Below are 25,390 nucleotides of genomic sequence, written 5' to 3' on the forward strand. Positions count from 1 at the left end.
CAGTCCCTCGCACACCGGGCATCCTCCGGTCGGCGGCCGTCGTGCGGCGGCGTGCCCGCAGCGCGCACGACCACGGGCGGTGCGAGCATCGGCACGGGGCGGGACAGCGGATGAGACGCGGCCACCACGAGGGCCGAGGAGAGAGTGACGATGACCGAGGCACGGGGGTCGGCCGGCCCGAACAGCGTGACGCACGCTCGGCACTCGCCCGGCACGCCCTGCTGGGTGAGCCTGATGGTGCACGGGCTGGCCGCGACCCAGGAGTTCTACCAAGCGCTGTTCGGCTGGGAGTTCCGCCCCGGCCCCCAGCAGCTCGGCCCCTATGTGCGGGCCCTGCTCGACGGCCGTGAGGTCGCCGGCATCGGCCAGCTGCCGCCCGACCGTCACCTCCCCGTCGCCTGGACGCCCTACCTCGCCTCGAACGACGTGGACCTGACCGCCGACACGGTACGGCTGTGCGGCGGCACCGTCGGCGTCGGCCCGCTGGACGCCGCCGAGGCCGGCCGGATGGCGATCTGCTCCGACCCCTCCGGCGCCGTCTTCGGCATCTGGCAGACGGCCGCCCACCTCGGCACGGCCATCACCGGCGTGCCCGGCACCCCGGCCTGGAACGAGCTGGTGACCTTCGAGACGGTGACCGTCGCCAAGTTCTACGAGACGGTGTTCGGCTACGAGGGGGAGGCGGCGGCCTCCGCCGACCTCGACTACGTCGGCCTGTACCTCGACGGCCGACCGGTCGCCGGCATCCACGGCGTCGGCACCGCCCTGCCCCGCGACCGGGGCCCGCACTGGATGACGTACTTCGAAGTCGCCGACGCGGACGTCGCGGTGGAGCGGATCGTCGGCCTCGGCGGCCATGTCCTGCGGCCGGCCCACGACAGCGCACACGGCAGGGTGGCGACGGTCGCGGATCCCGAGGGCGCCAGGTTCTCCGTGATCCAGAACCCGCGCTGACGACGGCCGCGCGACGACTCAGGCCGGCTGCACCGGCAGCACGTCCGGGGACAGCGCCGCCGCCCGTGCGCTGGCCGCCGTCATCCGGCGGCGGTGGTGGCGGCACAGGACCTCGTAGCCGACGGCGTCGGACTGGTTGACGTCGCCGACGACCACCTGGGCGCCCTCGACGACCATCTCGCCGCCTGTCGTGCGGGCGTTGTGGGTGGCGCGGGCGCCGCACCAGCACAGGGCCTCGACCTGGAGCACCTCGACCCGGTCGGCGAGTTCCACAGTGATGACGCAGCCCGTGTACCTGCTGCTCTTCTTCGACGCCGGCCTGGCCTTCCCTACCCTCGCCGTGACGGCCCGGCCCCGCTGGACGCCGTCGAACGCGCCCGCACCAAGTCCTGGACACACCACTCCTACCTGGTCGCCTGCGTGCAGCGCGAGGTCGCCGTCCGCGAAGATCCACGGCGGGGAGGCCGCACCGCACCTGGGAACACTCGACTTCAGAACGGCCAAGGGGAACGCCGTTTTCCTCGGCCCGCCCGCCTGGCAGGCCCTCACGACGAGCCCGGTCGTGGCGTGCGTCTTGCCGGTGCGACCGCCTGGCCGCCGCCCATCACAACGACCGGCGCCCCCCTTCGAGGCCGAAGCCGCGAACCTGTTCTTCCGCAGTCGTGCAGCGCCCAGGCATCCAGACCTTGAGCGCGAGTACCGTCCGCCATGGCCCGGTCGGCCGCCCCCGGCTCGACATTGAACGGAAGTCCTCGATGGCTACGGCGCCGGCCCTACCGGCGCGGCGCTCGGCCGGTGCCGTGGCGGCATCCCCGCTCAACGGATGTCGCGCTCCTGCTCAATCGAGGAGACGGCGCTCCTCATCGCGCCATGTCTCGTACGTCGGCGGGTTGATGTCCAGCTGAGCGCCGAGTGGAACGCTGATGCGGCCTTGCACGAGCAGCAGCAGAAATTCCGCCATGCCCATGTCGTAGCCGAGCTGCCGGTCACGTCTTCTGGGAGAAAAGACCACCGTCCACTGATCGGGTGCCCCGTTGCAGCGCCAGAGGAAGCTGTCGGCGGCCTCGTTCGTGCCCCATTGCAGCACGCCGTCCGGCGGCGGGTACTCGACGTTGTACAGCAGGTGATCCCCGTAGGGATAGCCAGGGAACGGGGGGGTCGAGATCGCGATCGAGTCGCTGATCGCCCCCATCCCGTACACCGCCACGAAATCACGGTAGTCGGCGGGAAGAACCCATCCGAACTCGTCCCGCACCGAGTCCCAGTCCACGGCGTCACCGACTTCCGGTGGCGTCATGATGCGCCGCAGTTCCTCAACGGCCCAGTGCATGGGGTGCTCCTCCCTAGTCATCGTGTCGGCACGTCCAGCCCGGTTCGGGAATCCACGACAGTTCCCAGGTTCTTCCATCCGGAAGGCGTGTTCATGAGATTCGGTACATAGCGGCTCGTGGTCCCCACGTAGTTGCCGCCCGCATCCCAGGAGGTCGCCGACATGGTGAAGCCCCGGGGTACCGTCCGCCGCCCCGAGTAGTCAGGGGTCACCGTGTACGCGACGGTGTGCCGTGCCTGGACCTGGGCCAGTACCTGATTCTCGAACTGGACCATGTTGTCCATCGCTCCAAGACCACCCCTTGGGGGGTAGGCGTTCGCATCCCGGCCGCATGTGGCCAGGTTACGCAGGTCGGTGCCGGATCCTGAGAGCTGGGAGCCGAGGAGGTGGCAGTTGTTCACGGACACCTTCGGGATCGCTTTGAGATGCCTTGCGTATTTCTGGGCCCATGTATAGCCCGGAGGCCGGATGTACCTGTTGGTCTCGGTGCCCTCGTGCGTCTCCACGTACTGCCTCGTCAGACATGCGGTCACTCCCTGCGCCCGGTTGCCGTTGTCCGGGTCGGTGTCGCGGTAGTCCACCCAGCCCTCGCCGCCACGCCGGCAGTCGTTACCGCGGCCGTCAGCGCCGTTGCCGTTGCCGGGGTCGGTGCCGGGAGCCGGATGGGTCTGCGGGTCGGTCTCGGTAGGGGTGTAGGTGTCGTCGCCCGTGATCATGTCGATCAGGTCCTGGGTGTTGTAGACGGCCTTCACCGCGGCGAGGATCTGTTCCGGGGTCGGCTTCCACGGGTCCCAGTCCGGCTTGCGCGGCGCGCGCACCACCCGGGGAAGCGGACCCTTGGGGTTCTGGATGATCGGGGGACGGGGCGGAGTCAGGACTCCGCCGCCACCACCGCCGCCTCCGGTGCCGCCGCCACCGCCTCCTCCCGGGTAGCGGGGCGTGCTGCTGCCGGGGCCGCGGCCGCCGCAGTCGTACCGGCAGGTGTTGCCACCGCCCCTGCCGCCGTTTCCGCCGTTGCCTCTGCTCGCCGCGGCCGACTGTGCTCTGGCCTGAGCCGCGATCGAGTCCGCGAGACTGCCCGAGTAGCTGTAGGACAGGGCGGTGCTTCCCGCGTACGACGAGGAACTGGACGACGACCACGACCAGTTCCAGTCCCAGCCCCAGTCCCAGCTGGAGGTGTTGGTCTGGCTCAGCTCGTAGGACGCCCATCCGGCCAGTGCCACCCCGCCGGCGATGAGCAGGTAGCCCTCCATCGCGCAGGCGTCCCAGAAGCAGTGGCCGCTCGGGTCCGTCCCGTTGAGGGCCGCGCCGCTGCCGTAGCTGTAGCGGTTGGCCTGTCCCGAGGGCACCGGATCGAGCTGCCAGGTGTCGCGGGAGGCGAAGGCGCCGGTGCCCGGCCGGTACCAGCGGGCGGCCATGTTGACGTCGCCGTTGTCCGGGTCGGTCCAGCCGGACTGGTAGCCGAGGGCGGGTGTGCTGCCGGCGGTGGCCGTCACGGTGCCGAAGGGGTCGTAGGCCGTGGAGCCGGTGACCGTCAGACCGTCGGTGGACAGGCCCGCGACCAGGTCGGTGTGGCGGTCGGTGACGGACCACTGAGCCGTGGTGCCGTCCCCGGCGGCCAGCAGGGAGCCGTCCGGCATGCGGGTGTAGTCGGTCGTGCCGTCGCTCAGCAGGTTGTTGGAGCCGCCGTCGTAGCGGAACACCGTGGTGCCGTTCCGCGCGACGCGGTCCAGGGAGTCGTACGTGTAGGTCGAGGCGCCGTCGGTCACCTTGCGCTCGAAGGCGTCGAAGGCCTGGTGGCGGGTGTCCGTCCCCGTCTCGACCCCGGCAGTGGTGCCTCGGGGGGTGTAGGTGTACGTCGATGAGCCGTCGGCCAGCAGGCGGTTGCGCTCGTCGTACGTCGCCGTGGCCTCACCGGCCTTGGTGCGGTTGCCGGCCGCGTCCCACTCGTAGTGGGTGGTCTGGCCGTCCTTGGTCCGGTAGGCCAGGCGGCCGATCCGGTCGTAGCCGTAGACGTGCTCGCCCGCACCCGCCGTGCCGCTGGTCTCCTTCCAGGTCAGACGGTCGTCCAGATCGTAGGCGTAGGTCGTGGCCGCGATCTCGGTGGTCTCGTCCGGGGTGGTGATGACGTCGTCGGTCAGGCGGCCCAGGCTGTCGTAGCCGTAGGAGCGGCGCGCCGACTCCACCCACTCGGTGGAACCGTCCGGCTGGATGGCGTACTGCTCCATGACCGGCCGCCCGGCGGCGTCGAAGTCGTACCAGATGTCGGCGCCGGTCATCTCGTTCCACAGCCACTCCGGGCGGCCGGCCGAGTCGTAGCCGTAGGAGGTGGTGTACTTCCCGTCCGTCCGCTCGGTCATGCGGCCGTCGGCGTCGTAGGTGTAGTCCACCGTGCCGCCGGGGCCTTCCGCGGTCAGCAACTGGCCGCGGTCGTTGTAGGTGTAGGTGTTCGGGGTGAGCGGGGTGTCGGAACCGGCCGAGGTCATCCGGCCCGCCAGGTCGTACGTCAGTGTGCGGTCCGTTGTCGCCGCCTCCGCGCCGGTACCGGTCTCCTGGATCAGGCGCCCCAGGCCGTCGTAGGTGCGCTCGCGCTTCACCCCGCCGGGCAGCAGTTCCGTCACCGGCTGGCCGGCCTTGTCGTAGACCGTGGTCCAGGTGCGGTCGGCCGCGTCCGGGTGGGCGGTCGTGGACGGTTCGATCGTCGACTCGGGCAGGCCCCGGCTGTTGAAGGTGTAGACCGTCTTGTTGTCGCGTCCGTCGGTCAGCCGGGTGCGATGGCCCGCCTCGTCGTAGCCGAACGTCGTCGTGATCGACTCCTGAGCCGAGACCGGCTCCACCTGCCGAGTCATCCGGCCCAGCGCGTCGTAGGTGAACGTCGTGCGGGCCTGCGTCTCCGGGGAGATGACGGCCGTGCGGTTGCCGTCGGTGTCGAACTCGGCCGACGCCGTGCGCAGTTCCGCGGTGCCCGTGCCGTAGTCGGTGGACGCGGTGACATTGCCGAGCGCGTCGTAGGTGGTCGTGGTCCGCCGGTTGGTCGCGTCGATCGCTTCCGTCCGGCGGCCGAGGCCGTCGTGGTCGAAGCGGGTGGTGCCGGCCGGGTCCGTCACCGAGCGGACCTCGCCCGCCGGGTTGAAGGTGGTCGTCGTGGTGATGCCGCCCGGCGTCGTCGACGCCGTCTGGTTGCCCGCGTCGTCCCAGGTGTATCGGCTGGTCAGGTTCTGGACTGCCGGGTGGCGCTCGACCGTGGTGGCGGTCAGCTGACGGCCCAGTTCGTCGTAGGTGGCCTCGGTGCGCGCGCCCGTGGGATCCGTGGCCGACAGTTGCAGGCCGGTCGGGGTCCATGTGTGGCGGGTGACTCCGCCGCCGTCCTCGCTCACCGTCGGGCCCATGACGAGGTCCGGGTCCGTCTCGGAGGCCGCGAGAGCCGCGGCCGCATCGGCAACCGGGTCCGTCCTGCTGGTCAGCCGGCCGAACTGGTCGTAGGCGTAGCGGGTGGCACGGCCCAGCGGGTCGGTGACCGACGCCGGCAGGCCCAGGGCGTTGTACGTGGTGCGGGTGGTGGCGGTCAGTGGTGCGGCGGCGCCCGGCGGGGTGTAGTCGGGCAGGGTCACCGCGGTGGCACGGCCCAGGGCGTCGACCTCGGTGCGGGTCACCTCGCCCTGGGGGTCCTTCGTCTCGGTTGCCTCGCCGAAGGTGTTGTAGCCGGTCAGCGTCACCGGCTCGACCGTCGTGGCCGCGTCGCCGTTCTGCTCCGCCTGCACCGGCGGGGCGGTCTGCTGGACCAGGCGGCCCAGTTCGTCGTAGCGGTACGTCGTGGTGTACGCGGTGGTGTCGGCGCCGGACTCGTTGCCGCGCGGGCTGACCGTGGTCAGGGGCAGGCCGCGGTCGTCGTAGGTGTGGGTGGTGGTGTGGGAGCTGGTGCCGTCGGTGACGGTCTGCCGTGTCGGGTTGCCCGCGGCGTCGTACTCGGACACGGTGGTGAGCTTCTTCGTCCCGGCGATGGTCCGGGTCTGTTCGGTGAGCCGGTCGTCGCCGTCGTAGGCGTAGGTGGTGGTGCGATTCAGGCCGTCCGGGTCGAGGACCGATTTCACGGTGCGGCCCGTCGCGTCGACCTGGTGGGTGATCGTGGTCGCGCCGCCGCCGGTGACCTGCCGGGTCAGGTGGCCGGCGCCGTCGTACACGTTGCTCGCCAGCACGATGTCGTGCCGGGTGCCGTCGGACTGTGTGACCTGCTCGGCGGTGACCGTGGCCGTGAGTCCGTCGTCGAAGTAGGTGGACGTCGTCGTCGCGCCCATCGCGTCCGTCGTGGACGCCAGACGGCCGGCCGGGTCGTAGGCACGGGACTCCAGCACCAGGTCGCGGATCTCGCCGGACGGGTCGCCGGTCCAGTCCTTCAGGACCGTCTCTGCGAGCTGCCCGCGGGGCGTGTAGGCGTAGGTCACGGTGGTGTCGGCCGGGTCGGTCTCGCTCCTGACCCGGCCGAGGGGGTCGTAGGTGTACGTGGTGGTGTTGCCCTCGGCGTCGGTGACCGACTCGGGCAGGCCGTGGCTGTCGTAGGTGTGGGTGACGGTCCGGGCCGGATCGCCGCCGGTGGTGTCCGCGGTGGACTCGGTCAGCAGGTTGCCGTCCGCGTCGTAGGAACGGGTGACTCTGGCCCGGTGCGTGACGTCGGTGATCTCGTTCCTCACTCCGGCGCCGGTCTCGGTGACGACCCGTGACATGGCGTCGTAGGCGTAGTCGGTCGTCACGCCGTCCGGGTGGGTGTCCGAGGTCTGGGTCTCGGTCGTCTTGCGGCCCAGATTGTCGTACGTGAACGTCGTGACCAGCCCGGACGGGGAGGTGACCTGCGCCAGGTCGCCGCTCGCGAAGTAGGCGTACGTGGAGGCCGCGCCGCCCGTGGTGGTCTCCGAGGCGAGGAGCCCGGCAGGGGTGGTGCCGCCGCCCGCGGCCGGTTCGGTGCCGTCGGTGTAGGTCCTGGTGCTGCTGCGGCCGTCGGACAGAGTGGTGGTCGTGGGTTGGCCGAGAGCCGTGTAGGCGAGCTCGGTGGCGTACCGGTCGTCGGACGGGCCCGAGGAACGGGCGTCGCGGACGGTGACCGGGCGGTCGTTGCGCGGGTCGAGTGCGTCGTCCGGGTTGAGGTGGTGGTCGGTGAAGGACGTCCAGCAGGAGTCCGCGTCCCGGCAGGTGGTGCGGGAGACCGTGTTGCCCCGGGGGTCGTGACCGGTGACGGTGATGTGTCCGGCCGGATCGGTGACGGTGTGCAGGAAGCCGCCGGTGTCGTAGGCGAAGGTGGTGACGCCGCCGTCGGCGTCGGTGGCGGTGACGGCGCGCTGGGCGTGGAGTGCGTCGTACGTCTTGCCGGTCACGACGCCGAGCGGGTCGGTCACCTGGACCGTGGACAGCAGAGCCGACGTATCGGACTCGACCGCCGAGCGGTAGTGCGCGGAGACCTGCTGGTCGGTCAGGGGATGCTGGTAGATGGCGACTTCGTCGATCTGGCCGGTGAAGTGGCTGATGTCGCCAGGGCTGCTGGGCCAGGCCGCGGCTGCGAAACCGGCACCGATGTACGTGCGGGAGTTCGCCTGATGACTGACCGCACCGGCCAGCGTCCCCTGCTTCACCCCGTCCAGATACAGGGTCTGGGTACTGCCGGACGCAGAGACCACCGCGTGGTGCCACTGGTTGTCGGTGACGGTGCCCGTGGAGTTCAGAGAGGTGCCGGTCACCGACGTGCCCGCGTAGAACTTGCCGTGCAGCTTGCTGTCGGTGCCCACATACAGCACCGGGGTCCACGAGCCGCCCACTCCGGCCGGGTCGTCGATGGCACGCGACTGGTCGCCCACCAGCACACCCGCCTTGGTGGTCTTGAACCACAGTTCCACGGCCAGGTCGGTCGAGGCGTGCATGATGTCGCCGGGCAGCTCCGCGTGGTCGTCGCCGGAGAACTGTGCGGCGCTGCCCTCACCGGGTCCGAAGGCGCCGGTGGTGTCCAGGGTGACGCCGGTGTAGGTGCCGGTGCCGTCGTTGGCGGCGACCGTGCTCCTGACCGTCGTGCCGGAGGTCTCGTCCAGCCGCCAGTAGCCGCCCGGGGCGTCGGCACCGGTGGCACCGCGGTAGCGGGCCGCGTCGCCGGAGACCAGGTCGTGGCGGGCGTTGTGGTGTGCCGCGACGGTGGCCGCGTCCAGCGGGTGCTGGTAGATGGCGACTTCGTCGATCTGGCCGGTGAAGTGGCTGATGTCGCCAGGGCTGCTGGGCCAGGCCGCGGCTGCGAAACCGGCACCGATGTACGTGCGGGAGTTCGCCTGATGACTGACCGCACCGGCCAGCGTCCCCTGCTTCACCCCGTCCAGATACAGGGTCTGGGTACTGCCGGACGCAGAGACCACCGCGTGGTGCCACTGGTTGTCGGTGACGGTGCCCGTGGAGTTCAGAGAGGTGCCGGTCACCGACGTGCCCGCGTAGAACTTGCCGTGCAGCTTGCTGTCGGTGCCCACATACAGCACCGGGGTCCACGAGCCGCCCACTCCGGCCGGGTCGTCGATGGCACGCGACTGGTCGCCCACCAGCACACCCGCCTTGGTGGTCTTGAACCACAGTTCCACGGCGACATCGGTGGAGCCGTGCAGCGCGTCCGACGGCACCTCTGCGTAGCCGGACGTGCCGTCGAAGGAGGCGGCGGTGTCGTCGCCGTCGGCGAAGGCGCCGGGCGCGGCCAGGGTGACGCCGTCACCGTACGAGCCGTCGGTCCCGTCGGGCAGTGCGGTGGCCGCGGCCGCTCCGCGGCGGTCGCCGAGCCGCCAGTAACCGGACGGAGAGGAGGTCAGCACCGCCTGCTGGTAGGCCGCCGAACCGGAGGCGTAGCCGGGGGCCGAGATCTTCCACGTGCCACCGGAGGCGTCGGTCACCTCGGTGGCGCGGTCAGTGGAGGAGTCGTAGGTGACCCGTGCGTGCACCCGGCCCGACGGCAGGGTCGTCGTGACCATGCGGCCGGCCGGCTGCCGGGCCGCGTGGTGCTCGGCCACGGACTGGAGCGCGAGCGGACGGTCGTAGACGGCTACCTCGTCGATGACGCCGGTGAAGTGGCCGTAGGTGTCGGTGGTGTCCAGGGACGGCCAGCCGCCGCCGGTGTAGCCCGCGCCGACGTAGGTGAAGACCTGGTCGGTGTGGTTGATGGCGCCGTCCCGGGTGCCGATACGGGTGCCGTCCAGGTAGAGGGCCTGGGTGGTACCCGCGCCGGCGAGCACCACGTGGTGCCAGGCGTCGTCGTTCACGGCGGACGCGGAGGTCATCACGCCCTTGCCGCCCTCGCGCCAGAACTGGCCGCGCAGCTTGCCGTCGGTGCCGACGTACAGCGCCGGGGTCCACCAGCCGGGCTTGCCGTCGGTGAGGCGTTCGTCCTGGTAGGAGAAGAGGACTCCCGGCTCGCTCGTCTTGAACCACAGCTCGACGGACAGGAACGACGAGGAGTGCACGGTGCTGTCAGGCAGTTCCACGACGGAGTCGGTGCCGTCGAAGGAGGCGGCGGTGTCGGCGGTGCCGGACAGGGCGCCGGGCGCGGCCAGGGAGACGTCGGCGTACTCGGCGTTGTTCAGCCCGGTGCGCGACGGGGCCTGGCTGCGGGCCAGCGAGCCGTCCTCCTCGCCCAGCCGCCAGTACGAGACCGGGTTGTCGTCCAGGACCGAGGTCCGGTACAGCGAGCCGTCGGCATAGTCGTAGACCGTGCACTCGGTCGTCGAGCCGGGCGGGCAGACCTTCGTCAGCCGGTCACCGTCGTAGCCGTAGGTCCAGGTCAGGCCGGGCTCACCGGAGCCCGCCGGGCTGGTGGTCACGGCGGTGACATGGTCTCCGGTCCAGGCCAGGTCGAGGTAGCGGCCGGACAGGCCGTCGGTGACGCGGGTCGGCGGGCCGCCGTCCTCCTGCTCGTAGGTCAGCGCCTGCGTACGCCCGGACCCGTCCTTGATCAGCGTGAGCAGTCCCCCGGAGCTGAAGTGGTAGGTGGTGCCGGAGGTGTCACGCAGCACCCAGCCGTCCTGCTCGGGGGTGAGGGTGCTGGTGCCGCCGGAGGGGCCCGCGTAGCTGCCGTCGGAGTTCCTGCCGTAGCGGATCTGCGAGCCGTCGGCCAGGGTGATCAGGACGGTTCCGGTCTGCGGTTCCTCGACGAGCCGCATGTCCCAGCGGGTCGACCAGCCCGCCCCGAAGGCACCGGTCGTGCGCGGGTCGAGGGAGTTGTAGGTGCGGGTGACCGCCAGCTCGGGTCCGGCCGTCGCCAGGGAGGCGTCGGTGGCCGCGGTCACGTGGTTGCCGGCGCGGGCGCCGAACTCCCGGCCGCCGTCCGCGCCGCCGAGGTGCCGGGTGATGCCGGGCTGCGGGACCTGCGTGGTGAACAGGGCGGGCCCCGGCCGGGTGGAGGTCGCGGAGCCGTCGTAGGCATAGGCGTACCAGGCGTACTGCTGGCCCCAGGACAGCCAGCCGGAAGGTACCGCCCACTGCTTGGAGCTGGAACGGGTTCCGCTGCGGCAGTTCTTTCGGGTGTTCTTGCCCTCCACCTCGCAGACCTCGAAGGTGAACTGCAAGGTCCCGTTCGGATAGCGGTCGACGTCGGTGCCGTTCGCCCACAGCGTCGGCGTCAGCGAGTCGAACACCGCCCCGCTGCCCGGGGACTCGGCGGTCAGCTGCGGCGGGATGTTCGCCGAGGAGAACGTCATGGCCAAGCCAGGCACGCCCGCCTCGGTGAACGTGCTCGTGCCGTAGTCCGTCATGGTCCAGGCGAGGGTGTACTTGGCGGGGTCCAGCGCCGCGATCCTGGCGTTGACCGTCACCGTCTCGCCGGGCGAGACGGCCTGCGTCATGTCCGTGTAGAGGACGTTCGAGGCGTTGGAGACCGCCTTGCCGGAGGAGTCGTACAGGTTGTAGCGCAGTTTGTAGTCGCCGCCCGCCGGCCACGTCTCCTGGCCCTGATTGGTCACGGTCACCTTCATCACGCCCTCGGCGTTCGCGGTGACCGGGGTGCCCCAGGAGCCGAGCTTGTACGTGGCGCCGTACTTGACCCAGGTGACGTCCAGGCTTGGCTTGTTGGTGTTGTCGTCGGAGGCGAACTGCTTCCAGCCCTTGGAGTCGGTGGTGGAGGCCTTGACCGCAAGGCCGTAGTTCTTCTTGCGGCCGTGGGTCCAGTCGTCGACCAGCTTGCGCCCGGACGAGCCGAGCTTGATGGTCTCCCAGGCGCGTCCGCAGCTCCAGGTCTCGGTACCTTCGGGGCGCCAGCCGTGGGCGAAGCTCTTGGAGGCGAGGGAGGCACCGGTGGAGGGGCCGGGGTACTTGGTGACGGTGCTCTCCGACCAGTTCGAGGTGATCGGGTGCACGGTCACCGGGCGCGCGGTGCAGGAGTAGGACCAGGTCTCGTACAGGGCGAGGTTCGCACTGAGCACCCAGGCGTTCTTCAGCGTGGTCTCCAGGCCGGAGAAGCGCAGGAAGGACGCGGCCTTGTGGCTGCCGCCGTCGTAGGTGCCGACCTTGAGAAGGCTGTCGGAGGAGAAGCTCTGGTTGTACGGGGACTGCACATACGTTCCTGCAGTGGCATCCACCGACTTCACCGAGGGATCGACGGTCACGGGGTAGACGCGGGCCGGGTCGTCCAGCCACTCCTTGTCCAGCACCACCTTGAGCGCGAGTGCCCCGCCGGTCTGTACGAGCTCGTAGGTGACCGCGCTGGAGACCTCGCCCTGGTTGGCGTTCGGATCGGTGCCCGCGTCCTGCATCCACCCGGCCGGGATGCGGGCCCGCTCGGCGCCGTCGGCGGCGGTGAGCACGACCGCGCCGGATGCGTCGACGGCGGCCGTCAGTCCGGTGAGCGTCAGCGGGAACACCCACTCGGCGGGTGCGGTGCGGTCGTGCAGGATCAGCAGTTCCTTCACCGAGCTGTTGCCCGCCACGAAGGAGACGTCCGCGGCGGGGCGGGCGTTCCGATAGGTGATCGTGCTGCCGTCCGTCTCCCCTGCGCTGTGGGCGGCGTCCTGGAGGCCGAAGGCGACGGCCGCGCCGTCACCGAGGTCCATGGACACCAGCGGCTCGTCGTCCGCATGGGTAGCGAAGGAGGACACGGTCTCGGCCGAGGAAACGGTCCATCCGTTCGCCGCCGCGCCCGCCGACCGGCCCAGCCCGCCGCCGACCACACGCGGCACCAGCGTCGTGTCGATCTGCTGCCACGAACCGTCCGCACGGCGGAAGTTGACCGGCTCGTCGTAGAAGCGCGTGGTGAGGGTGCCGCCCTCGTTGCGGTAGGTGCGCTGCTGCCGCCCGCGTTCGCCGGGCAGTTCACGGCTGGTGTCCGGGTCGTACCCCTTGGCCTGCGGCAGCTTCGGCTCCGCGGCCTGTTGCGGCTGCGGAGCCGCCAACTCCGCCTGACCGGCGCCGGCCAGCGGGTCCGCGTTCGCCGGCACCGACGCTTCCGCCCCGAGTTCCCCGGGCGCGGCGTCGTGCCCGCGGCTGCCGCCCTTCGCCGCCGCGTCGGTGTCGGCGGAGGCGGCCGTGTGCGGCCGTCCGTCCGCGCTGCCGTAGGGCTGGTCGGGGGCAGGACCCGTCAACAGGGAGTTGGCGCCGACCGGTTGGGGGGAAACGGCGAACGCCGCTCCTTCCGTTGCCGACAGCAGCGCCATGACCGCGGCCATCGCCAATGCGGCCCTTCGCAAACCCCGCCCCATCATCCCCGTCCTTCACTGAAAAAGCACAAGTGGGCGAGAAGGTACGAGTGATTGACGATCAACACATGAACGCCAGTGACATGATCAACGACGATGCGGCCAAGCCCGACGTGCAGATACACGGCGACCGGCACGCTCCACCGCCGCACACCGTTCGACCACATCCGCGACCGTCGTTTCATCACCAGGTTCCCGGTCCGACCGGCGACCGCTTCTCACCAGCAGGCTCCAGGCGGAGCACTCCGGCGCGGGGATGTCGCAGTCGCCCTCCAGCGGACAGGCGGACGTCCCCGGCAAGGACCTGCCCAGCCGAACGCGCCGCAGGCCCCGTCCCCGGCGAGCCATCGGCGCCCACCCCGGTGGCCCTTCCGAGACGAGGCCCCCGCAGACGACTCGGTGTCGAAGCCGGCACCTGGCGATCCCGAGCCGGTGAAGCCCGTGGTCGCGTCCCGCGTCGTGGTGCAGGAAATCAAGCGTTGCGCGTTCCGGTACGAGGATCCAGGTGACCTTCGCTGATCACCCTGAGCGGGCGGATCGCCCTGCTGATCGGCGAGTTGGAGGGCAGGGGCCGGGTGGACGTGCTGCTGCGGCCGGCGGCGGCGCGGGAGGAGGCCGATGCCGCCCCGGGCGAGGCCGAGGACGCCGAGGCAGGGCGTACGCGCAGCGAACGGGGCGTTGGGCGGGGCTTTCCGCCTGCTTCGTGTCCGTGGACGGGCGTGAGTCGCGGGCCCGGCTGCCGCGCGGCCGGGTCCTGGGCGCGATTCCGCAGCTTCTGGCCGCTGTACGGCAGTTGGACGAGCGGCGGGGAGGGGAGCTCCGACCGGTCCGCAGACCTCCGCACCCTGGCCCGCTGGTTTGCCGAAGCCCCGGACGACGAGGCACGGCACCGGCTGTGCCTTCATCGCCAGCCCTGCGTCGGCTCGCAAGTGGGGGTCGTCTCGCCTGTTGTCCGCTTGACGGGGAACTCAGTAAGGGATAAAGGGCAATCCGCCCACTTCGAACGACCTCTGAGACGACGGGCGTCGGACCGACGTCGTGGCAGGCGGGGCAGGCGGGGCAGGCGGGGCAGCGAGTGTACGGGTCAGGCCGGATCGACCGGCAGGACGTCCGGCGAGAGCGTGCCGGCCCGCGCAGCGACGCTCGTCATACGGCGGCGGTGATGGCGTCGGCACAACACCTCGTAGCCGACCTCTGCAACGAGGCCGTTCACATCGCCGACGACGACCTGCTCACCTTCCACCACCATCTCGCCACCCACTGTGCGGGCATTGTGCGTAGCACGCGCCCCGCACCAGCACATCGCCTCCACCTGGAGCGTTTCTATCCGGTCAGCCAACTCGATCAGCCTCTGTGAGCCCGGGAAAAGTCTCGTCCGAAAATCGGTCGTGATGCCGAAGGCGAAGACATCAAGGTCCAGATCGTCCACGACCCGCGCCAGCTGATCGATCTGCTCCGGCGCCAGGAACTGCGCCTCATCCACAATGAGATAGTCGACTCTGTCACCCTGCGACATCCGACCCACGACGTAGGCGTACAGATCCATCTCAGACGCCGCCTCGACAGCATCCGTCACCAGACCGAGCCGCGAGGACAGCTTCCCCTCTCCCGCGCGGTCATCGCGCGTGAAGATCACGCCCTGCAGACCCCTGGCCGACCGATTGTGGATTCGCTGTAGTGCAAGTGTCGACTTCCCACAGTCCATGGTTCCGGAGAAGAACACCAGCTCGGGCATGTGGAGTTGAGCACCTTTCGGCAACAAGGGGTCGAGGGGAGGCTTCAGGAGCGTACTTCGAGCAGGGGGACCAGCTGCTCGGCGGGGGTCATCGAACCGTGGTTGCCGACCATCGCCGACTCCTTCGGCTCCCGCTCGGAGGCGATGATCAGGACGTCGTCACGTGCGGCCGCGATGACGTCGCCGATGCGGTCGTGGACCCGCTCGTCGATCTGCGGCCCGAACCAGCCGGCCTCGATCGCCTCGTCGCGCGAGGCCACCCAGAACTGCTCACCGAGCACCTCGCGCCAGCAGGTCAGGACGTCGTTCGCGGCGCCCGGCACCGCGTACACGTGCCGCGCGCGGCCCTCGCCGCCCAGCAGGGCGACACCGGCACGCAGCTCCCAGTCCTCGTCGAAGTCGATGCGGTGCTCTTCGTCGAAGGGTACGTCGATCATGCCGTGGTCGGCGGTGACGTAGAGCGCGGTGCGCGGCGGGAGCTGCTCGGCGAGGCGCTGGACGAGCCGGTCGACGTACATGAGCTGGCCGCGCCAGGTGTCCGAGTCGACGCCGTAGCGGTGGCCGGCGCCGTCGAGTTCGGCGTAGTACGTGTAGACCAGGGAGCGATCGCCCGCGGCCAGTTGCCCGGCCGCGAGGTCCATGCGCTCTTCGCCGGTCAGCCGCCCGAGGAACGTTCCGCCACTGAGTGCGACCTTGGTCAGCGGGGTGTTCTGGAAGGTGGGCGAGGACACCTGGGCGGCGTGCACGCCCGCCCGGTGCGCCAGCTCGAAGACGGTCGGATACGGCTGCCAGACGTGCGGCGCCGTCCACGGGTTCCAGCGCAGCTGGTTCATCAGCTCGCCGGTGTCGGGGTTGCGGACGGTGTAGCCGGGCAGGCCGTGCGCGCCCGGCGGCAGGCCGGTGCCGACGGAGGCGAGGGAGGTCGCGGTGGTCGCCGGATAGCCGGTGGTGATCGGGCGTCCGGTGCCGCCGCGCGAGCTGCCGAGGAGCGCGCTCATGAAGGGGGCTTCCTCGGGGTGCGCCTTGAGCTGCTCCCAGCCGAGGCCGTCGATGAGGAACACGCAGTTGCGGTCGGCCGGGGTCAGCTCGCCGATCGTGGCGGTCATGCCCGGTACGGCCATGCCGGCGGCCAGCGTGGGCAGCAGGTCGGCGAGTGAGCCGCTGCCGTACTCGGGGGACGGCGCGGAGGCGACGGCGAGGGGTTCCGGATGGGGGTCCCAGGCCGTGGACGGGGCGGACTGGGACATCAGCGGGTGAGGTCCGCGGTCGCCTCGGACAGGGCCTGGGCGAAGGCGAGCGTCTGGCGCACCGTCTCCGGTCCGTCGCCGGCCTCGCTGACGCGCAGGCTGAGGTCGTCCGCGGTCGAGCTGCCCGTGTAGCCGTGGTCGGCCTCGCAGTTGGGGTCGCCGCAGGCGGCGGGCTCCAGGTCGATGCGGGAGACGGCGCCCCAGCCGATGGTGAGGACCACCTCGCGGGGCAGCGTGCCCACCGTGTACTGCTCCGGGTTGGCGACGACGCGGCTGAGCACGACCGAGGAGATCCGGCCGAGCTTGACCGACTCCGTCGAGGTCGTGGCGTAGGGCGTCGGGGAGGTGCCGTCCGCGGCCTGCTCGTCGGTGTGGCTGACGATGAAGCGGTTGCCGGTGAGGACGAGGACCGTCACATGCCGCCGCACCTCGTTCTGGTCGAACGTGGTCTCCTGGTGGACCAGGTACGACCGGATGGGCTCGCCGCCCACGGCGGCCTCCACCGCCTCGGCCACGAGGGCCGGGTAGTAGCCGCTGCGCTCGATCGCCGCTCGCAGCCCCTGGGTCGTCGTACTGGTCTTGGCCATGACGCCCATCCTACGGGGGTGCACCGACTGCGAGGCACCGCTCACGACGGTCTCAGTACGTCGGCAGGGTCCTCGGCCCGAGGTCGTCGCGGGCGGGCGGCAGGGCGAGGCGCACAGAGGCGCCGAGCACGCTCAGACCCTGCGTTGCGACCACGACCGGCTCCAGGGTGACCGCGACCACCTCCGGGTGGTCGTCGACGAGCCGCGAGACCCGCACCAGCAGCTCCTCCAGGGCGGGGGTGTCGACGGGCGTGGAGCCGCGCCAGCCGAACAGGAGCGGCGTGGTCCGGATGGACCGGACGATCGAGGTGGCCTCGCGGTCGGTGACCGGGATCAGCCGGTGCGCCATGTCCCCGAGCAGCTGGGAGGCGGCTCCGGCGAGCCCGAAGGACAGCACGGCGCCGGCCGCCGGGTCGATCACGGCCCGTACGACGGTGTCGACGCCGCGCGGCGCCATGGTCTGCACGACCGGCCTGAGCTCCTCCGGCCTGCCGAACAGCTCGGTCAACTCGGCGTATGCCCGTCGCAGCTGCTCCTCGTCCGCGAGGTCGAGCCGGACGCCGCCGAGGTCGGCGCGGTGGCGCAGGTGCGGGGCGGTGGCCTTGAGGGCGACGGGGTAGCCGAGGGTGCGGGCGGCGTCGACGGCCGCGTCGGGGGTGGGGGCGTGCAGGGCGCGGTGCACCTCGATGCCGTACTTGCCGAGCAGGTCGCAGGTCTCGTCCGTGCCGAGCGTGAGCCCCTGCCCGCGCGCGAGCAGGCCGTCGATCAGCCGGGCGGCGCCCTTCTCGTCGATGTCCTCGTACTCGGGCACCTTGCCGGGCTCGGCCGCGTCGCGCCGCCACTGGGCGTACTTCACGGCTTCACCCAGAGCGCGCACCGCACGCTCGGCGGCCGGGTAGGCGGGGATGAGGCGGGGGGTGGTCCCGTCGGTGTCCGAGGGCTCGGGCAGCGGTTCGGCCGGGAAGTCCAGCGGGCGGAAGGGGTGGTCGCGGCCCGCGGCGCGGGGCGTCGTCGTAGCGGCCCGGGGCGCGGTGCTCGCCGCGGCGGACAGGGCCTCCGCGAGCCCGCCGAGCTCCACGTGCACCACCAGGACGGGCTTGCCCGGCACCCGCTCGGCCGCCGAGCTCAGGGCCTGCGCCAGCTCCGCGTCCCCGGTCGTGGCATCCCCGATCGCCGGTATCGCGGTGACGACGACCGCGTCGCAGGTGTCGTCGGCGAGCGCGCGCGAGAGCGCCTCGTGGAAGTCGGCCGCCGACGCCGCGGTGGTCAGGTCCAGCGGCGGCAGCGGCCGCAGGCCCTCGGACAGACAGGCGTCGTACGTCAGCAGGCCCAGCGACTCGGAGTTCCCGAGGATCGCCACCCGCGGCCCGGTCGGCAGGGGCTGGCGGGCGAGCAGCAGTCCCGCGTCCACCAGCTCGGTGATGGTGTCGACCCGGATCACGCCGGCCTGCCGCAGCAGCGCGGAGACGGTGGTGTGCGGGAGCCGGGTGACCCGCACGGTGTGGCCCTGCGGCGCCGCTCCCCCGTGCCGCGCGCCCTGCACCACGACCAGCGGCTTCGCGGCCGCGGTACGCCGGGCGAGGCGGGTGAACTTGCGCGGGTTGCCGATGGACTCCAGGTACATGAGGACGACGTCGGTGTCCGGGTCGTCGTACCAGTACTGCAGGACGTCGTTGCCGGAGACGTCGGCGCGGTTGCCGGACGAGACGAAGGTCGAGATGCCGGTGACGCCGGTGACCCCGCCGCCGCGCCGGTGCAGCCGGGACAGCAGGGCGATGCCGATGGCGCCGGACTGCGCGAAGAGGCCGATCCGGCCCGGCCTCGGCATCTCGGGGGCCAGTGAGGCGTTCAGCCGCACGTCGTCGGCGGTGTTGATGATCCCGAAGGCGTTCGGGCCGATGATGCGCATGCCGTACGTGCGCGCGCGGCGGACGAGTTCGCGCTGGCGCTCGCGTCCGTCGGGCCCGCTCTCGGCGTATCCGGCGGACAGCACGACCAGGCCCTGCACGCCGTGCTCGCCGCACTCGGTGACCACGTCGGGGACGTGCTCGGCCGGCACGGCGACCACCGCGAGGTCGACCTGCTCCCCGATGTCCCGCACGAAGCGGTGCGCGGGCACGCCGTCGAGTTCCTTGAGGTCCTCGGGGAACGCCTTGTTCACGGCGTACAGCCGCCCGGTGAACCCGGCGTCCCTGATGTTGCCGAGGACGCCGCGGCCGACACCTCCGGGGGTGCGGCCGGTGCCGATGACGGCGACGGAGCCGGGCACCAGCAGCCGGCGTACGGAGTGGGCCTCGGCGCGTTGCTCGCGCGCGTACTGCACGGCGAGCGAGCGGTCGGTCGGCTCCAGGTCGAACTCCAGGCGTACGACACCGTCCTCGAAGCTGCGCTTCTGGGTGTACCCGGCGTCCGTGAACACCTTGATCATCTTGGTGTTCGCGGGCAGCACCTCGGCGGCGAACCGGCGGATGTCGCGTTCGCGGGCGACCGCGGCGATGTGCTCCAGGAGGGCGGAGGCGACGCCACGTCCCTGATGGGCGTCCTGGACGAGGAAGGCGACCTCGGCCTCGTCGGCCGGTGCGGACGCGGGCATTCCGTCGGCGCCGATCCGGTCGTAGCGTACGGTGGCGATGAACTCGCCGCCGATCGTGGCCGCGAGTCCCACCCGGTCCACAAAGTCGTGGTGCGTGAAGCGGTGGACGTCCTTCGCGGACAGTCGCGGGTAGGGCGCGAAGAAGCGGTAGTACTTCGACTCGTCCGACACCTGCTCGTAGAAGCTGACCAGGCGCTCGGCGTCATCAACGGTGATGGGGCGGATGCGCGCGGTGCCGCCGTCGCGCAGCACCACGTCGGCTTCCCAGTGGGCGGGGTACTCGTGCCTGTCCGAGGCGCTCTGCATGGGGCCCAGATTACGGCTCGCGTACGACAACGGCGCGAGGCAGTCTGATCGGGACGTCACATGGGGTCGAGGCCGCGACCCCACGGTCACTTCAGGAGGGGACAGCCGTCCCGTTCCGGCATGCTTCACGAGTGTGGGAAACTGGTCTAGACAACCCTGAACACCGAAGGGCAGCATCACATGGCTGAGCGCCGCGTCAACGTCGGCTGGGCCGAGGGCCTCCACGCCCGCCCCGCCTCCATCTTCGTCCGAGCCGCCACGGCCGCAGGCGTCCCGGTGACGATCGCCAAGGCTGACGGCAACCCCGTCAACGCGGCCTCCATGCTGGCCGTCCTGGGCCTGGGCGCCCAGGGTGGCGAGGAGATCGTCCTCGCCACCGAGGCCGAGGGTGCGGACGCCGCCCTCGACCGTCTGGCGAAGCTGGTCTCCGAGGGACTCGAGGAGCTGCCCGAGACGGTCTGAACGACCTGAGCGGGTATCCGTAGCGAACGGTGAAGCCGCGTCCGCCTTTCGGCGGGCGCGGCTTCGCTGTTATCGGGCGGCTGGGCGTCGCGATTCGGCGAGCGCGGCTCGGCGTTTCGAGCGGGTGCGGCTCAGCGTTTCGAGCGGGTGCGGCTTCGCGTTTCGGGCGGGTGCGGCTTCGCGTTTCGGGCAGGCGCCGGCGGAATTCTCGGCACGGCGGCGATGCATCCGAAAAAGGGCAGCGGAAATTCCCCGCCGCCGAATATCTCCTCTTTGTATACGGCGCCTGTGTTAATGCCGCAGACTCGGCATGTTTACGGGATGTTGCGAATTCCTCACACGCTCCGCGCGCTCACCGCCCGTGCCGAACCGCAGACGGTGCGCGGCGAGGGAGCGCTCGGTGTGCAGGGCGGTGATCGCGCGGGCGCGTTCGCCGTCACCGCGCGCCACCGCGTCCACGATCGCGCCGTGCTCGGTCCAGGACTCCACGGGATCGGCGGGCGCCTCCACGGCGTACATCCAGGCGATCTTGTGGCGCAACTGGGCCAGTATCGAGGTCAGGGCGGGGCTGCCGGTGGACTGGGCGAGCGTCTCGTGGAACCAGCTGCCCAGGGAGCGCAGGTCGTCGCTGTTCCCCCGCTTGGCCCGCTCCTGCCCCAGCCTGACCAGGCCGCGCAGGACCTTCAGATGGGCCTCGGTGCGCCGCTGGGCGGCCCGGGAGGCACCCAGCGGCTCCAGCAGGCCGCGCATCTCCAGCAGGTCGGCGGCCTCCTGTTCGGTCGGTTCGGCGACGCACGCGCCCGCGTGGCGCCGGGTCACCACGAAGCCCTCTGCCTCCAGGGTGCGCAGGGCCTCCCGCACGGGGACTCGGGAGACGCCGTAGCGGCGGGCGAGCAGTTCCTCGGTGAGCCGGCTGCCGCGCTCGTAGACACCCGCGACGATGTCGTCCCGGATCGCCGTGCACACCGAGTGCGCCGGAATACGCATGACCGACCTCCGCCTTAATCCCCGTGAAACGTCGACGAATGACGTGTTCCCGAGGACTCTATTGCAACCGGCCGGAATTTCCGACGGCGGGCCGGAATCCATGGATATTTTTTGGTCAGCGTAACGTCCGGAAAGAGCGAAAGCCCCGGCTTGAGAGCCGGGGCTTCGAGGACGCTGCGGTGGTGGCGTCAGACGTTCACGCCGTGGCCGCGCAGATAGGCGACGGGGTCGATGTCGGAGCCGTACTCCGGCGTCGTGCGGGCCTCGAAGTGCAGGTGCGGCCCGGTGACGTTGCCGGTGGCGCCGGACAGGCCTATCTGCTGGCCGGGGGTGACGGCCTGGCCGACCGAGACGCCGATGGACGACAGGTGGCCGTACTGCGTGTACGTGCCGTCGTTCATCTTGATCACGATGCTGTTGCCGTACGCCCCGCCCCAGCCGGCCTCCACGACGGTGCCGGAGCCGACCGCGTGGACGGAGGTGCCGGCGGCGGCGTGGAAGTCGACGCCGGTGTGGCTGCCGGAGGACCAGACGGCACCGCCGGACTTGTAGCCGGTGGAGACGTACGAGCCGGCGATCGGGGCGACGTACGACAGCAGACGCTTGCGCTCGGCCTCGCGGGCGGCACGTTCCTTGGCCTCGCGCTCCGCCTTCGCCTTCGCGGCCGCCTTCTCGCGGGCGGCCTCCTGAGCGGCCTTCTTCGCGGCGGCGGCCTCCGCGGCGGCCCGCTCCTGGGCGATGGCCTGGGCGTCGATCTGGTCCGCGATGGAGTTCTCGACGGTGACGACGGGGATGAGGCCGGTCTGCTCCGCGGCGGGCTCGGCGGCCAGCGCGGGGGCGGCCAGGGTGCCGACGACTCCGGTGGCGGTGAGCGCGGCGACTCCGGCCGCGCGGGCGGTGGTGCGCTCGAACCGGCCGGGCTTACGGTGCTTCCCGGTGGGGCGGTTCTTCCCCGTGGCGCAGGTGAACGCCATGAAGTGGCTGATCCTTTCCTTCCCTCTCGCCTACCGGGTTAGCTGACGGGTTCGGAGCAGGAAGGTCTCCTACGGACCCCCTCGCGACTCGCGCGGGCGTCCGATTCACCCCAGGGACTACGGGTGGGTCCCCGGCTCCCCTGGCTCGCGCCGTACGGGGACTCGGCGATGGCTGTCCGGTGCCGCGGGCGCGGCGCACTGCCTGACGAACAGCCCGGAAGACGCTAAACGCGGCGTCTTTCAATCCCCAAACGGATCGCGGCTTTTGTAGCGCATCCCACAGGCCAGACAGGCAGCCTCTCCCTCAATTCGGGCATAAAGGGGCCCTGGTGACTCAAAGGTCACCAGGGCCTCTGCAGGCGCGTGCGCCGGACGGCGCGAGCCCGTCCTCTACTCGGCTGCCACGACCGTGACTTCACCGATGCCGAGGGCCTCGACGGGCTCCCGGATCTCGGCCGCGTCACCGACCAGGATCGTCACCAGACGGTCGACCGGGAAGGCGCTCACGGCCGCCGCCGTGGCCTCGACCGTGCCGGTCGCGGCCAGCTGCTGGTAGAGCGTCGCCTGGTAGTCGTCGGGCAGGTGCTGCTCGACCTGGTCGGCCAGCGTGTTGGCCACGGACGCCGCGGTCTCGTACTTCAGCGGCGCCACCCCGACGAGGTTCTGCACGGCGAAGTCCCGCTCGGCGTCGGTGAGGCCTTCGGCCGCTACACCGCGCAGGACCTTCCAGAGGTCGTCCAGGGCCGGACCGGTGTGCGGGGTGTCGACGGAGCCGCTGATGGCGAGCATCGCCGCGCCCGTGCCGTCCGGGGCGGAGCGCAGCACCTGGCCGAAGGCCCGCACACCGTAGGTGTAGCCCTTCTCCTCGCGCAGGACCTTGTCCAGACGGGAGGTGAGGGTGCCGCCGAGGCAGTAGGTGCCGAGCACCTGCGCGGGCCACACGCGGTCGTGCCGGTCGGGGCCGATACGACCGATCAGCAGCTGCGTCTGGACGGCGCCGGGGCGGTCGACGATGACGACCCGGCCGGTGTCGTCCGCGATGACCGGCGCGACCGCGCGCGTCTCGCCCGGGGAGCCGGTCCAGGCACCCAGGGTGTCGCCGAGCAGGGTGTCGAGGTCGACGCCGGTGAGGTCGCCGACGACCACGACGGTGGAGGTGGCGGGGCGTACGTGCCGCTCGTAGAAGGCGCGTACGGACGCCGAGTCGATGTCGGCGACGGTCTCCTCGGTGCCCTGGCGCGGGCGGGACATGCGCGCCGTCGCCGGGAACAGCTCCTTGGAGAGCTCCTTGGCGGCGCGGCGCGAGGGGTTGGCCAGCTCGTGCGGGATCTCGTCGAGCCGGTTGTTCACCAGGCGCTCGACCTCGCTGTCCTCGAACGCGGGCGCCCTCAGGGCGTCGGCGAGCAGGCCGAGCGCCTTGGGCAGGCGGGAGACGGGCACTTCCAGGCTGACCCGGACGCCGGGGTGGTCGGCGTAGGCGTCGAGCGTGGCGCCGCAGCGCTCCAGCTCGGCTGCGAACTCCTCGGCGGTGTGCTTGTCGGTGCCCTCGGACAGGGCGCGCGCCATGATCGTGGCGATGCCGTCGAGGCCCTTCGGCTCGGCGTCCAGGGGTGTGTCCAGGAGGACCTCGACGGCGACGACCTGCTGGCCGGGGCGGTGGCAGCGCAGGACCGTGAGGCCGTTGTCCAGCTTGCCGCGCTCGGGCGCCGGGAAGGCCCAGGGCCGGGCCTGGCCCGCCTGGGGCTGCGGGTGGAACTCCATGCTGGCGAGCTCGGTCACTGCGCCGACTCCTCGTTCTCGTCGGTGGCGGGGGCGGCCCCGGCGGTGGCGGCGGCCTCCAGTTCCTCGGCCTCGTCACCGACCGGCTCGTACACGAGCACCGCGCGGTTGTCAGGGCGCAGCCGGGCCTGGGCGACGGCCTTGACCTCCTCGGCGGTGACGTCGAGGACGCGCTGCACGGCGGTGAAGGCCAGCTGCGGGTCGCCGAACAGGACGGCGTAGCGGCACAGTTCGTCGGCGCGGCCCGCGACGGTGCCGAGCCGGTCCAGCCACTCGCGCTCCAGCTGGGCCTGCGCGCGCTCCATCTCCTCGGCGGTGGGGCCCTCCTGCGCGAAGCGGGCGAGCTCCTCGTCGACGGCCGACTCGATGACGGGCACCTCGACGTCGCCGGAGGTCTTCACGTCCAGCCAGCCCAGCGAGGGCGCGCCGGCCAGGCGCAGCAGGCCGAAGCCGGCCGCCACAGCCGTACGGTCGCGCCGCACGAGGCGGTTGTAGAGGCGGGAGGACTCGCCGCCGCCCAGGACGGTCAGCGCCAGGTCGGCGGCGTCGCACTCGCGCGTGCCGTCGCTCGGGAGGCGGTAGGCGGCCATCAGCGCCCGCGCGGGGACGTTCTCCTCGACGACCTCGCGCAACTGCTCGCCGATGACCTCCGGCAGCGAGCCGTCGCGCGGGGCGGGCTTGCCGTCGTGGCCCGGGATGGAGCCGAAGTACTTCTCGACCCAGGCGAGCGTCTGCTCCGGGTCGATGTCGCCGACGACGGACAGGACGGCGTTGTTGGGCGCGTAGTAGGTGCGGAAGAACGCGCGGGCGTCCTCCAGGCTCGCCGCGTCCAGGTCGGCCATCGAACCGATCGGAGTGTGGTGGTAGGGGTGTCCGTCGGGGTACGACAGCGCGGTCAGCTTTTCGAAGGCCGTGCCGTACGGGACGTTGTCGTAGCGCTGGCGGCGCTCGTTCTTGACGACGTCGCGCTGGTTCTCCAGGCTCACCTCGTCGAGCGCCGTCAGGAGGCTGCCCATGCGGTCGGCCTCCAGCCACAGGGCGAGCTCCACCTGGTGGGTGGGCATGGTCTCGAAGTAGTTGGTGCGCTCGAAGCTGGTGGTGCCGTTCAGCGAGCCGCCGGCGCCCTGGACGAGTTCGAAGTGCCCCGTGCCCTTGACGCTGTTCGAGCCCTGGAACATCAGGTGCTCGAAGAGGTGGGCGAGTCCCGTACGGCCCTTGACCTCGTGGCGGGAGCCGACGTCGTACCAGAGGCAGACCGCGGCGACCGGCGTGAGGTGGTCCTCGGAGAGCACCACGCGCAGGCCGTTGGCCAGGCGGTGCTCCGTCGCGGTGAGGCCGCCGGATTGTGCCTCCGGTGTGGCCGTGTGACCCATGGGCAAGGTGTCCTTCCGGTCGCGTGCACTGCCTTGTGCCGAGCAGTTCGGTATAAGTTCCTGCCACTGTATGCAGCGTGCGAAGGCTCGGCGAAGTTCCCGGTCAGAACGGCTTCCTCGGGACGCGCGTGTGGCGTGTGGGGCGGATGTGCCGTGTGTGTGCGGGGGCGATCACTCCGGCGAGTGAACGGTTGTGGGGCGTGAGCTTGCCACCGAGGTCGGAGTGCCTGTGCGGGCTCCCTCGTCCACGCCTGTCGGTCCTCGATGGCGCAGTCGGTCGCCGATGGGGGCCGGCGTCGGCGACACTTCTCTCGCGCCGGGCCGGAGCCCAACATCGGGTCCTGGTCGGTGGTTGTCAGTGCCGCGGTC

The 25,390-nt window shown here is 71.2% G+C and carries 13 protein-coding genes, 1 pseudogene and 1 riboswitch; of the genes and pseudogenes, 3 read left to right on the forward strand and 11 right to left on the reverse strand.

What is annotated here, in order from left to right; genetic code table 11:
* The first annotated feature begins 150 nt into the window (after positions 1-150).
* Positions 151-954, forward strand: coding sequence for a VOC family protein (locus AC3ETA_RS12320; RefSeq protein WP_432192886.1), 804 nt, complete (start codon positions 151-153; stop codon positions 952-954).
* 18 nt (positions 955-972) lie between these two features.
* Here AC3ETA_RS12320 and AC3ETA_RS12325 read toward each other — a convergent pair.
* From AC3ETA_RS12325 to AC3ETA_RS12335, 3 genes and pseudogenes are all read right to left on the reverse strand, one after another.
* Positions 973-1,233: pseudogene (locus AC3ETA_RS12325) on the reverse strand (thymidine kinase); the annotation flags it as partial.
* A gap of 559 nt (positions 1,234-1,792) precedes the next feature.
* The gene (locus tag AC3ETA_RS12330; protein ID WP_432192887.1) at positions 1,793-2,284 is read right to left on the reverse strand and encodes a hypothetical protein; all 492 of its coding nucleotides are present in this window, start codon (positions 2,282-2,284) and stop codon (positions 1,793-1,795) included.
* A gap of 17 nt (positions 2,285-2,301) precedes the next feature.
* Positions 2,302-12,948 (reverse strand): LamG-like jellyroll fold domain-containing protein, encoded by a 10,647-nt coding sequence (locus AC3ETA_RS12335; protein WP_432192888.1) that lies wholly within the window; start codon positions 12,946-12,948, stop codon positions 2,302-2,304.
* A gap of 535 nt (positions 12,949-13,483) precedes the next feature.
* Between AC3ETA_RS12335 and AC3ETA_RS12340 the strand changes: the two genes are divergently transcribed.
* Complete coding sequence (locus AC3ETA_RS12340) at positions 13,484-13,960, forward strand: DUF2397 family protein (RefSeq protein WP_432192889.1); 477 nt, start codon at positions 13,484-13,486, stop codon at positions 13,958-13,960.
* Positions 13,961-14,062: 102 nt separating this feature from the next.
* Here the strand turns inward: AC3ETA_RS12340 and AC3ETA_RS12345 are convergent, their stop codons facing one another.
* From AC3ETA_RS12345 to AC3ETA_RS12360, 4 genes are read right to left on the reverse strand one after another with little or no spacing between them, the layout of a single operon-like run.
* Positions 14,063-14,713, reverse strand: coding sequence for a thymidine kinase (locus tag AC3ETA_RS12345; RefSeq protein ID WP_432192890.1), 651 nt, complete (start codon positions 14,711-14,713; stop codon positions 14,063-14,065).
* Positions 14,714-14,757: 44 nt separating this feature from the next.
* Complete coding sequence (locus AC3ETA_RS12350) at positions 14,758-15,960, reverse strand: alkaline phosphatase family protein (protein WP_432192891.1); 1,203 nt, start codon at positions 15,958-15,960, stop codon at positions 14,758-14,760.
* On the reverse strand, positions 15,960-16,547 hold the full coding sequence (locus tag AC3ETA_RS12355; RefSeq protein WP_432192892.1) for a DUF5998 family protein: 588 nt from the start codon (positions 16,545-16,547) through the stop codon (positions 15,960-15,962). Before AC3ETA_RS12355 ends, AC3ETA_RS12350 begins: the two co-directional genes overlap by 1 nt.
* A gap of 52 nt (positions 16,548-16,599) precedes the next feature.
* On the reverse strand, positions 16,600-19,446 hold the full coding sequence (locus AC3ETA_RS12360; protein WP_432192893.1) for a bifunctional acetate--CoA ligase family protein/GNAT family N-acetyltransferase: 2,847 nt from the start codon (positions 19,444-19,446) through the stop codon (positions 16,600-16,602).
* A 180-nt stretch (positions 19,447-19,626) separates the two neighbouring features.
* Here AC3ETA_RS12360 and AC3ETA_RS12365 point away from each other — a divergent pair, with 180 nt between their 5' ends.
* A complete protein-coding gene (locus AC3ETA_RS12365; RefSeq protein WP_432192894.1) occupies positions 19,627-19,908 on the forward strand; it encodes an HPr family phosphocarrier protein in 282 nt (93 codons plus the stop codon).
* A 291-nt stretch (positions 19,909-20,199) separates the two neighbouring features.
* Here the strand turns inward: AC3ETA_RS12365 and AC3ETA_RS12370 are convergent, their stop codons facing one another.
* The 4 genes from AC3ETA_RS12370 to AC3ETA_RS12385 all read right to left on the reverse strand — a co-directional run bounded on the left by AC3ETA_RS12370 (position 20,200) and on the right by AC3ETA_RS12385 (position 25,021).
* On the reverse strand, positions 20,200-20,895 hold the full coding sequence (locus AC3ETA_RS12370; protein WP_030957660.1) for a GntR family transcriptional regulator: 696 nt from the start codon (positions 20,893-20,895) through the stop codon (positions 20,200-20,202).
* A gap of 188 nt (positions 20,896-21,083) precedes the next feature.
* Positions 21,084-21,869 carry a M23 family metallopeptidase gene (locus tag AC3ETA_RS12375; RefSeq protein WP_432192895.1) on the reverse strand — a complete coding sequence of 262 codons (786 nt, stop codon included), beginning with the start codon at positions 21,867-21,869 and terminating at the stop codon, positions 21,084-21,086.
* Between the two features lie 12 nt (positions 21,870-21,881).
* Positions 21,882-22,047, reverse strand: a riboswitch (cyclic di-AMP (ydaO/yuaA leader).
* A 212-nt stretch (positions 22,048-22,259) separates the two neighbouring features.
* Positions 22,260-23,648, reverse strand: coding sequence for a M16 family metallopeptidase (locus tag AC3ETA_RS12380; RefSeq protein WP_432192896.1), 1,389 nt, complete (start codon positions 23,646-23,648; stop codon positions 22,260-22,262).
* The gene (locus AC3ETA_RS12385) at positions 23,645-25,021 is read right to left on the reverse strand and encodes a M16 family metallopeptidase (RefSeq protein ID WP_432192897.1); all 1,377 of its coding nucleotides are present in this window, start codon (positions 25,019-25,021) and stop codon (positions 23,645-23,647) included. The genes AC3ETA_RS12380 and AC3ETA_RS12385 overlap by 4 nt, the downstream gene beginning before the upstream one ends.
* Positions 25,022-25,390 lie beyond the last annotated feature (369 nt).

The organism is Streptomyces sp. bgisy027 (assembly GCF_057710365.1).